Source organism: Bacteroidota bacterium (assembly GCA_016714535.1).
Taxonomy (GTDB): domain Bacteria; phylum Bacteroidota; class Bacteroidia; order AKYH767-A; family OLB10; genus JADKFV01.
Window position 1 is genome coordinate 158,832 of the sequence record JADKDR010000005.1, and the last position, 12,669, is coordinate 171,500.

Annotated in this window: 8 protein-coding genes, 1 tRNA gene and 1 pseudogene; 3 read left to right on the forward strand and 7 right to left on the reverse strand. The window is 38.0% G+C overall.

From position 1 onward, the window contains the following. Window positions 1–122: 122 nt before the first annotated feature. Window positions 123–1,455, reverse strand: a pseudogene (gene icd / locus IPO27_08325) (NADP-dependent isocitrate dehydrogenase). Window positions 1,456–1,668: 213 nt separating this feature from the next. Between icd and IPO27_08330 the strand changes: the two are divergent. Both IPO27_08330 and IPO27_08335 read left to right on the forward strand, forming a co-directional pair. After that, a tRNA-Lys gene (locus tag IPO27_08330) sits at window positions 1,669–1,744 on the forward strand. Window positions 1,745–1,961: 217 nt separating this feature from the next. Further along, a complete protein-coding gene (locus tag IPO27_08335) occupies window positions 1,962–2,594 on the forward strand; it encodes a hypothetical protein (protein MBK8846528.1) in 633 nt (210 codons plus the stop codon). 149 nt (window positions 2,595–2,743) lie between these two features. Here IPO27_08335 and IPO27_08340 read toward each other — a convergent pair whose 3' ends face one another. The 6 genes from IPO27_08340 to IPO27_08365 form a co-directional block, all read right to left on the reverse strand. Beyond that, window positions 2,744–3,748 (reverse strand): HipA domain-containing protein, encoded by a 1,005-nt coding sequence (locus tag IPO27_08340; protein MBK8846529.1) that lies wholly within the window; start codon window positions 3,746–3,748, stop codon window positions 2,744–2,746. Then, window positions 3,745–4,074, reverse strand: a complete 330-nt coding sequence (locus IPO27_08345; protein MBK8846530.1) for a HipA N-terminal domain-containing protein — start codon at window positions 4,072–4,074, stop codon at window positions 3,745–3,747. The genes IPO27_08340 and IPO27_08345 overlap by 4 nt, the downstream gene beginning before the upstream one ends. Before the next feature lie 4 nt (window positions 4,075–4,078). Beyond that, on the reverse strand, window positions 4,079–4,288 hold the full coding sequence (locus IPO27_08350) for a helix-turn-helix transcriptional regulator (protein ID MBK8846531.1): 210 nt from the start codon (window positions 4,286–4,288) through the stop codon (window positions 4,079–4,081). 288 nt (window positions 4,289–4,576) lie between these two features. After that, window positions 4,577–7,912: a choice-of-anchor J domain-containing protein gene (locus IPO27_08355; GenBank protein ID MBK8846532.1), complete on the reverse strand. Its 3,336-nt coding sequence runs from the start codon at window positions 7,910–7,912 to the stop codon at window positions 4,577–4,579. A 289-nt stretch (window positions 7,913–8,201) separates the two neighbouring features. Beyond that, the gene (locus IPO27_08360; protein MBK8846533.1) at window positions 8,202–8,825 is read right to left on the reverse strand and encodes a response regulator transcription factor; all 624 of its coding nucleotides are present in this window, start codon (window positions 8,823–8,825) and stop codon (window positions 8,202–8,204) included. A gap of 8 nt (window positions 8,826–8,833) precedes the next feature. Continuing rightward, the gene (locus tag IPO27_08365; protein ID MBK8846534.1) at window positions 8,834–11,011 is read right to left on the reverse strand and encodes a hypothetical protein; all 2,178 of its coding nucleotides are present in this window, start codon (window positions 11,009–11,011) and stop codon (window positions 8,834–8,836) included. Between the two features lie 210 nt (window positions 11,012–11,221). Between IPO27_08365 and IPO27_08370 the strand changes: the two genes are divergently transcribed. After that, complete coding sequence (locus tag IPO27_08370) at window positions 11,222–12,556, forward strand: hypothetical protein (protein MBK8846535.1); 1,335 nt, start codon at window positions 11,222–11,224, stop codon at window positions 12,554–12,556. Window positions 12,557–12,669 lie beyond the last annotated feature (113 nt).

Sequence of the window (12,669 nt, forward strand, 5' to 3'; positions counted from 1 at the left end):
ATCATACAAACCATTACTAACTTTTACACACTATAAAATTAGCTTTTCGTTTTTATTAAGGGGAAAAAAGCCGGTGGCACCAAACCTCCGGCTTTATACATTGTACTGTTTGTATCTTCAAATTACATGCTGCCAATAATGGCATCGCCAAACTCTGAGCATTTTACTAAAGTAGCTCCTTCCATCAAACGATGAAAATCATAAGTAACTTTCTTGTTTGCGATGGCACCATTTAATCCTTTTAAAACAAGATCGGCAGCCTCTGTCCAACCCAAATAACGCAACATCATTTCGCCACTCAATACTATACTGCCCGGATTTACTTTGTCCTGATTAGCATATTTGGGAGCAGTGCCATGGGTTGCCTCAAATATGGCATGGCCGGTTACATAATTAATATTAGCTCCCGGAGCAATTCCAAAATTCCCCCAACTTGAGCAGCAAGAGCATCGCTCAGGTAATCGCCATTCAGGTTTAGCGTTGCTATCACATCAAAATCTTCGGGGCGGGTAAGAACTTGTTGCAAGGTAATGTCGGCAATAGCATCCTTTATTAAAACCTTTCCCGAAGCCAAAGCTGCCTTTTGTTCATCGTTTGCTGCTGCTTCTCCTTTATCTTTTTGGTACGCTCCCACTGACTCCAGGTATACACATCTGAGCCAAATTCTTTTTCAGCAAGGGCATAACCCCACGATAAAAATCCACCTTCGGTAAATTTCATAATGTTGCCTTTGTGCACAATGGTTACACTCTTACGTTTGTAATCAATTGCATATTTTATAGCTGCGCGTATCAATCGTGCAGAACCTTGTTGCGAAACAGGTTTGATTCCAATACCTACCATTACTTTGTTTTCACTCGATGTATCACCGGCTTGCTGTATCCATTCACTTACTGATGCTTCGGTGCCAAAACGTATTTTCTTAAATTCCTTTTCAAAGGCACCTTTAAACCAATCAAGAAATTTTTTATTGTCATCGCTACCGGCAGCAAATTCTATACCGGCATAAATATCTTCGGTATTTTCGCGAAATATAATCATATCAACCTTTTCGGGAAATTTTACCGGTGAAGGCACTCCCGTAAAATATTGCACCGGACGTAAACAAACATAGAGGTCCAAAATCTGACGCAGTGCTACATTCAGCGAACGTATACCACCTCCGATAGGCGTAGTTAGAGGCCCTTTATTGCAACCAAATATTCGCGAATGGTATCAAAGGGGTTTCATCGGGCAACCAGTTTTGCGTTTTATTAAATGCCTTCTCACCTGCAAGCACTTCAAGCCATTCGATTTTCGGCTGCCATTGTAAGCCATATTAACTGCGGCATCAAGCACACGTACACTTGCTCTCCATATATCCGGCCCGGTGCCATCTCCTTCTATAAAAGGTATTATCGGATTATTAGGCACAATCAGTTTGCCGTTTGCTATTTTAATTTTCTCTCCACTCATAATATATTTTTTTTCAATTGATTTTTCGGGGCGCAAAAATAGAAATACCCCTGCAACATCAAAGTTTTAGCAAGTTTATATTTTTTAGGATGCGCTCAGGTTGTGAATAAATGTGCAAATATTATTTTGAAGAAATGAATTAATATCTATTTTTGCACCCTCAAAATCCGGAAATAGTTACCCAAAAAGTTTTCTAAACCCGTATTTACAGGCGATTCCGTAGCTCAGTTGGTAGAGCATTACACTTTTAATGTAGTGGTCCTGGGTTCGAGTCCCAGCGGGATCACCAAAAAACTAAAGCCATCAGCAATGATGGCTTTTTTGTTTCATCTCCTTAGTAAATCAATCTTTTACATGTTCACTATTACTATTCTTTGATTAGCCATGCACAAACTTATTGCAAAGTAAACATGGACGCATGTTCTGTTAAATGTACTATAATGGAATTTAATCCTGTTTTTGTTTTTCTATATTAGCATCAAAATAAAGGTTGAAAAAAGTTTATTATGACATTAACCGAGCAGGAGCAATCAGACATATTAAAGTATTTTGGTAAGCCATTGCTCCAAATGCAAAGTGATGAATTTCAGGAATTGAAAAGAAGATTGTTTGCAAAGTATCACCCTGATAAGTTTCAACATTACGAAGACGAGGTAGTGTTGGCACTAATGAATGATCAATTTCAAAAGATTAGCGATTTATGTAGTAAGATGGAGGTGTTTTTTGGTGATAAGAATAGTGTCTATCAGCAAGAGATTAACAGCCTAAAAGTGAATTCAGTTTTTGCGGCAAACGCTTTGCCTTTTGAAATAATTACAAAGGATAAGGACTTAAAATATAAATTACTCGAAACACATTACCGCTTGATAAGAAGAGCAGATAAGATTCATATTAAAGGAACACAGGGATATTTGTATATTGAGGAGGATCATGTAGATCAAAAAATAGGATTTTCTGAGAGTCTTAAATTATTCCTCACATTTAAAGAAGAAGACCACGTAGAACTTATAGCAGAGTGGCTTTATAAGAAACTTGCAGGCACCGATAGTAAATTACTCATCAACAAACAACTTGTGCAAATTGACTATTTCCAAATTATCACAATGCTTTTGCGAACTACACGAAAACTATTAAGTTAATTTAGTTTGGCGATACTATGATTGATAAGCGAGCCTCTTTGAGGCATGCCCAATTTCTGAGTCTACAGATTTATTTAGTTTTGCTTTGCAAAAATTTTTCTTCCCATCCTCTCCCAATAAATCATTAAAGGCAATAGCGTGGTAACATCTTATTTTGTCAGATAATTTCTTTTCTTGTTATGCATAAGTATATACCCTCTCTTGTTTACATCATTTAAAAAAGAATGGCTTACTAATGTTTCCATTAAGTTTTGCTTTTCTAAAAAGGGTTTCATTAATTTTTCGATTCGGCTTTCTGTTACACCTATTCTATTTGCAAATTCTATAAAGTCAATTTTGGAAGGGTGTCCATTTTTTTTGTAGTCTTTGCTTTTAAAACTATCGGCAAATAATCCTTTGTCCAAAGCAAAGTCAGCATCGTCCACATGTAGCCTTGTATTAAGTAAATCATAAGCGGGGCTTAACAGATAATCACCTTTAGATGATTCGAGCAGTGAAAAATTTTTCAAGTGAGCATCGCCATTCGAAAACAGGAAGTTAAATACCACCAACGAAAAATATTTTTCTATTTCTACTCTCCAGGCCGGAACATATTTTTGTATCAGCATTCCAACTTCTTCATAGCTGTACGCATATTTAAAATTGGCTCCGGCATTGTCTTTTGTTTTCCCTGCCAGTGTTGCAAAATCTTCTTTGCCCCACTTTCCACCATCTTCTTTTATATCAAATCGTTTGGTTAAATATGCAGGCGAGCCATTCTTAAAAAATATCATCGCACATTCTGCTGTGTTTAATCCATAAACTTGTTTAGCTATTTGCATGGTCAGATGTTCGTTTGCCGGAACCTGCTCAACTTTCTTTAAATCTCGTGGTATAGGTTTGAGTATGTAAGTCCCTTGTTCTCCTTTATTTGTCAGACGCAAGTATTTTTTTTCGAGTACAAAAATTAGTTTTTCCTGCACACCGGAGATGGATATACGCTTGCGGTTTTCTATAAATTGCTCTGTAACTTCTTCGCTTTGCTGTGGATGTTCATAGGGCAAAACATGACTTACCTTTTTGCCGCTAAACAAATTGCGTAAGCAACTTGGGCTGTAAGTAGTAAAACCCTCCGCCAAAGTTCCCGGACAATATTTTAGTTCGTCTAAGTTCATTTATTTGCTTTTGGTTTTACTGTTACTGCTCCTATGGTATCGTACTGTGCTGTTTCCATTAGTAGCCCAACATTATCTTCTTCGTCAATTCGCAGTTGAGTGCATTGCAACTTTCTGTTTACCCCTTCGCTTAGCATGTTATAAAAAAATGGAAACAAAAACTTGCTGCTATATTCCATTTGAGTTTTGGGCATTGTTAAACTTATGGCTGGTTTATTTGCATTACTAAAATAATGGTCGTCATATCTGAATACAAAGTGCTGACGATTTACTTCAGTTAGTGTTCCTGCTAAAGTTCCATTGCGGTATATTTCCATTGCTCTCATTTATTCAATGTTTCTTTTTTACTTCAAGTGTAAATTCCATTCCCATAATTTCTGCCAGTTTGCTCAACACATCCAATGATGGATTACCTTGTCCGCGTTCCAACTTATACAAAGTATTGATGCTCACTTTTGCCAATTCAGCTAAATGTGGTTGCGTAATGTTCAACTCTTTTCTTCTGTGTTTTATTATTTCCCCAAGATGCTTAGCTAACATTATAGTGTGATTTAGGTGGTAAAAATAGTTTTTATTCTCAATAATTCAGATAAAATCACAACATATTGTGATTTGGTTGACAAATAATTAGAGAGGAAAAACAAGACTTATTGAATCACAACCTAGTGTATGTGCACTTTTAAAGGTCAGTTCGTATTGAGTAAAAATGTTCTGATTGGCAGCATTCCATCTCTTCGACCTATTCCACAACACATACCAAAGCACATAACAATACATATGTTACCCTCCAACAGAAGTCGATGCGTTAGCTAATACCAATCATTTTTATTACTGATGCAACACCGTTAATCTGGTATTGAATTCACTGGTACCGGTTGCAATCTTTATGGTGTATATACCATTCAGCAGTATCGAAATATCAAGAACAATATTTTCAGAAACCTGACGCTCTAATACCAATTGTCCTTTAGCATCAAAAATTTGACAGGTGGAATTTTTTGTTGCTCCATTAATATGCAATTGTCCATTTGCAGGATTAGGATAAATCTTTATAGCGCTGTTCTTATTGCCTTGTGGCAATGAGGTTGGCTGCCCAAGATTGATATTATCAATGTACAAGCAGTTGCCGTAACCATTAATATTTTCGAATCCGAATTGAACACTGGTACTCGTAGCAATGCTGCTTAAAGATAATTGGTAATTCATCCACTCATTGCTATCCGGAATAAAATAAGCCTGTGTAGTAGGTGTAGTGAGTAAGTCAACACCTCCTTTATTGAAGATATACGTTCGTGTAACACCGCAATCAAAACTGTAAAACACTTTAAGCGTATCGTAATAACCGGGAAAGTTAGTATAGGCCACATCAAACGAGAGTAGGGGATTGCTTATCGTTGTAAGATCGAATGGTGCAGTAAGTATCACATCGCTGGCGCCAACACTATTATAAGCATAGTTGTCTACAAAAATTGATTTAATACTTTTTCCAAAGCCGCCTACGCTACGTATTATCCAGGTCATGTTAGCATCCGCATTTATTAGGCGCCAGTCAGGTAACAGAAACATATTCTCGAAACCTTCGGCAAAGGGTATGCTTTGCGAAGCAGGAATGGCAACGGTAATATAGTTTGTAACGGTAATAGTATCCGTTCCAAATGGATTTGAAACTATAAGTTGTACATCATACATTCCGCCAGTAGGATAGTGCACTACCGGATTTGCAAGCGTACTGGTAGAAGGCACACCTCCGGTAAACGACCATTGCCACCCCTGATAGGCGTTTATAGATGCATCGTAAAAATGTACACTATCAGCAGGACATATGCTTTGACGATCGGAAGTAAAATTAGCCTGAGGCGGGGCTTGATTGCTTATGAATAAATCACTTTCCCATATTCCACGTCCATAAGTAGCTGCCCGTATTTTGTTAGTGGGATAAAATATTTCGAGTTCAGAAATGTTAACTATAGGCATCCCTTGCCAGTAAGGTTGCCAATTACTTAACAGCGTATCTTTATAAAACACACCTATATCGGTGGCAACATATAAGCCATCATCCGATCCTGCCTGATATACAATGCAATTGGCCGACACGTTGGGCAAGTTGCCTGTAATGTCTGTCCAGGTAATGCCTGCATCGGGAGAGTGTACAGCATGTTTGCCATTGCCTCCACTAGAATAAGTGGCCCATACACGCGATGCATTTGTTGGATCAATACATAAATAAGTAATAAAGCCTGCATTGGGTGGTGTGCGTTGTTGCCAAGTTGCACCACCATCATCTGTATAAAATATAGAGTCATTATTGGTAACATAAATAACATCGCTATTGGATGGCGCCACACTAAAAAAGTCAAGGTTACTTTGCGAATTAAAATTCGAAATCTGATTCCAGTTATCACCTTTATCATTACTTTTCCATAGCTCGCCATATGCGGCATAAATGGTATTGTTATCCGATGGGTCGAGCATATAAGGTGTAACCCAATTGCCTCCTCCAGCACCGCCAGGCGAAATGGTTGACATGGTTATGCCTGCATCCATGCTTCGGTTTAACCAACCTCCTTGTCCGCAAGCGTACAAGGTATTTGTATCTGTAGGATCAATGGCTTCTTCCATTCCATCTGCACCAAGTACATGGGTCCACTGTCCACGATCATAAAAGTTGCTGCCATTATCCTGAGCACCTGCCATAATTTTATGTTCATTAGTTGCCGAGGCTCCCAAACGGTAAAACTGTGTTATAACTACACCGGCTGTTCTATCATTCCAGGTAGTTCCCATGTCATCGCTATAAAATGCTCCACCATCGCAGCCCACTATTAGTTTGTTTTTATAAAATTCTAAACAGTGTTGATCTGCATGTACATAAGGCACTATTTGGTTGTTTGGGTAATACCAGTGTGATATAATATCCCATGTTGTGCCACCATCCAGCGAATTCCATAAGTTTATGCCTCCGGCAAAAACATGATTTTTATTGGTTGGTGATACTGCAATGGTTAAGTCATACCAGCTTTGCCCACCGCTTCCTATGCCATCAAGCGCATAGCTAAGTATGTTAGGATTGCTACTACGTAAGCTAAAATTTACCCCTCCATTTATCGAACGATAAAGTCCATAGTAGCCGCTCGTTGCGTCATCACCGGCTATTACATAAACATAATTTGAATCGTGGGGAGTAACTCCAATCTGAAGGTGATTAACATCTGATGCAGAGGGCAGCCCGGAAGTAACCAAGTTAAAAGTATTGCCTCCATCAGTACTGCGGAAAAATTCGGTACCACAGGCATAGACCACATTATCATTGCCCGGCATAAATTCGATATCGCGAAAACTACCTGCCAAAACTAAGTTGAAAGTTAATCCACCATCAGTGCTTTTATAAATGCCATTGTTTGTGCTTGTAATAATTGCATTGGTATCATTGGGATAAATTAAAATTTTAGTAACCCTTTGAGCCTGATTTAGATTCCATGCTAGACCGGTAGTGTTCCAGGTAATGCCTCCATCAGTAGACTTAAGTATACCAACACCGTATGTGTCGCCAGCATCTTTATCACCCGTGCCTATGTAGATGGTATTGCTATTGCCTTTGGCAATAGCTACTGCCGAAACTCCTAATGTTGGTAACGAATCTGTATTGCTTATCCACGTATTACCTGCATCAATAGAGTGCCACAAACCACCCGAAGGGGTACCCATCCACCAACTGAGGCTATCGTTAGGGTCGATGTAAAAAATATTAACTCGGCCAAGACCCGGGTTATAGCTATTGGTAAGCCAGCTGCTTGGGCCTAACGAGGTCCAGTTGCCTACAATTTTTTCGCTGGTGAGATTATGTTTTTTAATGTATTTAAAATATTCCTTCCATGCCAAATCTCCTTCAAGTCTGCGTCCGGTAGGAAATACGCGTGGAGTCATAAAATATTCCCAACGCTTAAACTGCTCATATCCCGGTACTTCGCGTTCTTTTTCTTTCTTCAAAAATCGGAATACCTTTTTATGCCACAGGTTTTGTTTACGCATCTCCTGTTCATAGTAGTTGTAAAATTCTTTCTGCGTTTGGTAAAAATTTGTTTTGTTATCGTTCATCATGTTTACCCACTGTTGCGCTTGACACCATGAGGTAAGGAAAATTAAAAATACAGTTATTCTTTTCATTCAATCTTGTTTAAAAAAATGAGCTGACTAAGGTAAATGTTTTAAGTTGGGATGCTTTGCTTGTTGAGAAAATATTTTTGATGCCGCGTTTAAAAAAATTGATAACGGGAAAAACATAAGTCAAAGCAGGCTTCAATCATGATAATTTGCAAGCTTGTATACATTCACTGAAATAATTCGATTGCCTGATTGCTTGCATATATATTTAATGTTACAATGCAATAATGACCGAACTGTTTTTTTTATAACAGGTTGTATGCATTTAGTTATATCATGCCTGCACACCCTGCTAGCGTGCCAGGTATTTTGCAATGGCTTCGGTTTTGTTGTGCACGTGCAATACTTTGTACAACTTTTTTACATGGCTGCGCACTGTTTCAACCGATACAAATAATTCATTGGCTATTACCTGATAGCTCTTGCGTTCGGTAAGTTTTTTTAGTATCTCTGTTTGACGTTCGGTAAGATTATCGGTAATGGTGCTGCGTGTATTTACAAGGTGCTTTACAATTTCGCGTGCTATACTTGGCGACATATACGAGCCACCATCGTATACTATTTTTATGGCATCGGTAATTTCGTTGATGGGCGATTTTTTGCTGATATAACTGCACGCACCAGAGCACAATGATTTTAAAATTATCTGCTCCTCATCGAAAATCGTAAGCATAATTACATCCATATCGGGAAATGCTGTTTTGATAGTTGGTAGCGCATCTAACCCCGAAATGCCCGGCAAGCCTATATCTAACAATAAAATATGGCTGCTAAAGTTTTCTTTTTTTGCTTGGGCAAAAAAATCATCTACGCTATTTGCTGCCAATACTATTTGCATGTTTTGCTGTGCATTAATGTATGCCACTAAGTTTTTGCTAATAATTTCGGTATCTTCTATAATGCTGATGTTTATCATTTTGTTGGTTAGTTAAAATGTAAGGTGATGGCATAACCTTGGGTGGTAGCGATATTCAATTGTCCGTTTATTTTTTTTGCACGGTTGTGCATGCTGTTAATTCCTGTTCCGTTTTTGTTGGGTGGTGTAGATGTTTGGCCATTGTCTTTTATAGATAAAGTTTTATCGTTCGTGTTTTGCTTCATAGTAATAATTACTTGGCTGGCATTGCTGTGTTTTAAAATATTGGCAATGGCTTCTTTAAAAATCAGATAGATGTGTTGGCGTGTTGCAGGAGATATTTCTTGCTTGCCTGCAAAGTGCTCGATATCGAACGTGGGCACTATATTTTTTAGTCCCAATTGAAATTCTGCATGCGCTATCATCTTATCAAATAAATTATCATACGTATCTTTTGAGCTATCCAATGCCCATACTATATCGCGCATTTGCTCCATGGCGTGGCGGCTTATGCTGCTAATTTCCTGCAACGCGTTTTTTTGTCTGGGTGTTGATTGCACACTCAGTACATCGGCCTGCAATGCAAGGCCGGTAAGCATGGTGCCTATTTCATCGTGCAAGTCGCTTGATAGTTGATTGCGAAATGCATCCTTTTGTGCAAGTAAGTTTAGTTGATTTTTGCGCGCTACTCTTTTTCTATTAATAAAATAAAGTGCAATACCGGCAATGCATAAAAAACTAAATATAAGAATGGTAATATTCCGTTGGTAAAGCGTTTTATTGTTTTTCAAATTTAAGGCAGCAATGGTGTTTTTTTGTTCGGCAACATTTAGTTTTTCGGAAAGTTCTATGGCATCTTTCAACTTTTGCAAATTAAAAATTGTGTCTTTAAGCGAGATTAACTTTTCTTGATAGGCATTGGCCATAGCAAAATTGTTTTCCGATTTGTAGATAGTAATATAACTCTGGTAGATGTCTTCGAGTGTTTCGTAGTTGTTCCCATTGGCATTTAGTGCCAGTGCTTTATCAAGCATGGCCTTTAGTTGTGCAGGAGGTGTTTTTTTTGGTTCATTTATTTCCTGCTCCAACTTTACAATGCACGGTAGTAGCCAGCCCATATTAGAGGTTTCGTTTAGTTCTTCAAAAAGATGCAAGGCTTCATACATATTTTTTTGGGCTAAGTCGTATTGCTTTTTTTTGGCAAATATTTCGCCCATATTGAATAGCGCGTAAGCCTGTATATGCTTATCATTTATTTGCTGGGCTGCAGCAACTGCCTTTTTATAATAGGGCATGCCGCTATCAGGATAAACTAGCTCTATACTTGCTGCAAAATTTTGATATAAACGGGGTAACTGCACAGGATATTTATGTTTAATACTCAATTCTATTCCTTGCAGATAATATTCGTTTGTTGTACCGTTTCCAATTTTTTCTTGCACATTGCCTAAGTTGACATAACAATTAATCAAACCTACAATGTTTTCTGTGGTTTTACATAGTTGCAAAGCCTTGGTTAAATTTTTTAGGGTCAAATCATATTCACTTTGTTTATGGTAAATGCTGCCTTTTACATTATAGGCTGCGGCCAACACATTGCTATAGTCATTTTTGGTGCTAACATTTATTACACTATCTATAAATAGATGTGCATTTATATAGTCGGCCTTTTTATTTCTCAATAAATAAGCAAGTGAAATTTGTGCTAATGATTTTTCATAGGATATATTTTTTGATGCAGCTAATTGCGATGCCTTTTCATAAAAATATAGAGCACTGTCGCTGTTGTTGTAATACATATTACCTAAGTACATGGCATAATCTATTTGTACCTCAACAGCGTTTATATTTTTCATCAGTAATGAGAGCCTGTTATGATTGGCAAATGCTTGTGACTCATTTTTGTAGAAGTAATAATAGTGAGCTTGCAACAACAGAAGTTTGGCCTCAAATAAATTATTGCCAATACAATATGGTTGCATGCTTTGTATTTGTTGCCATGCGTTTTCATTTTTGCATTGATATAGGTGCAACTTGCAAAGCGATTGATGGGCTGCAATTATTGCCAGTGTGTCACGCATGGAGGTTGCATTTTGCAGCCAGGTTTGCATTTGCTTTATTCCATTTTCCGAATTGGCGTAAGCAAGTGGCAATTGTTTTTCTATTTCTACCGCTAACGATTTTTGTTGCCCCCAAGCAATACTTGCAAATAGGTTGATATAAAATAATAGGAGCAGTTTTTTCATTTGATAAATATAGGACAAACGTACAGTATAAAAAAAATACAAAAGTTCGTCTTGAGCAAATCACCCTTTTTTCACCCTGTGCATAATTGGATTGTACAGAAAGTATATTCAATTTTGCTGTACAAAAGTAGCAGTGCTATCCCAAATTAAAATTTTAATAATTCTGAAATAACATTTCCATAATTAACTAACAAATAAAAAAATTTAAAAATGAATAAAAGTAAATTTATCATCATGTTGCTGGTACTTGCAAGTGCAGGCAGCAGCTATGCGCAATGGTCACTTACCGGTAATGCGGGCACAACACCGGGCACCAATTTTATTGGCACTACAGATAACAAGGCGTTGCAATTGCGCACTAATAACCAAACGCGTTTGTCTATTACCAGTGCTGGTAAGGTTGGTATTGGTAATAATGCACCTACCTATAGATTAGATGTAAATGGCGATGGCCGTATTAACACCACACCACAAAACGTTTTGTATCCATCACTTATATTAAGTAGCACTCCTACAGTTGCTAACTATACGTTATACGAGCCATTGCAACTTCAGAACAAAGCTTTTTTTGCCGGGCAACATGTTGGAATAGGATTTTACAATGGTGGTATAGCATCAGCAAAAATAAAGTCGGTTTTAAATGGCGGCAATGATTATGCATTACAATTTGATGTTGCTGATGGAAATAGTGTTATGCAAACACGCATGTATATTAATGTAAATGGCAATGTAGGTATAGGGTCAACGTCACCTATTTCGAAACTCAGTGTGCATACGCCTACCGAAGATTTTGGTATTATTCATACTGATGAGAATGTAAGAATTGGAACCTTTATAGGTGCGGGTGTAGCAGGCGCGCAAGGTGGCTATTTTGGTACAACTACAGCACATCCATTATATTTCCACACCGGCAATAATTGGCCACAATTGAGCTTGCTTGTAAATGGAAACTTTGGAATAGGCACCGAAACCCCACATGCACAGTTGCAGTTGGGTAACCTTTTAACCAATCGTAGAATAGTATTATGGGAAAGTGTCGATAATGAACATCAATTTGCGGGCTTTGGTATGAATGCAAATACTTTGCGTTATCAGGTAGAGGGAACTGGTGGTAGTCATGTTTTTTATGCTGCAACATCGGCTACAAGTAGCAATGAGCTAATGCGCATACAGGGCGATGGCCGTGTAGCCATAGGCGGCAGTGCTTCTAATAATTATAAACTAACAGTACGTGGCAGTGTTATCTGCACCGATTTGCGTGTGCAGTTGCAACCATTTCCCGATTATGTGTTTGCCAGCGATTACAAAATGCTACCGCTAAATGAATTGGAAAATTATGTAACAACAAATAATCATTTGCCAGGCATGCCTACTGCTGCAGAGGTAGATGAGCTGGAAGTTACCGTAGGCCAATTGCAAATGAAACTGGTAGAAAAGGTGGAGGAGCTAACGCTATATTTAATTGAATTGAATAAAAAGAATGAGCAATTGAAAGGTGATAATGCTGCATTACTTGAAAGGGTAAAAGTGTTGGAGCAAAAGTAATTTGAATTTAAGTAATGTGCTACGGGTGGCTGCATGGTGGCATGCGTGAGGGATGGTAGCGGATATCCTTTTGTTTTTTTTGATTCACCAAAGTGTACAAACACACGAAAAAA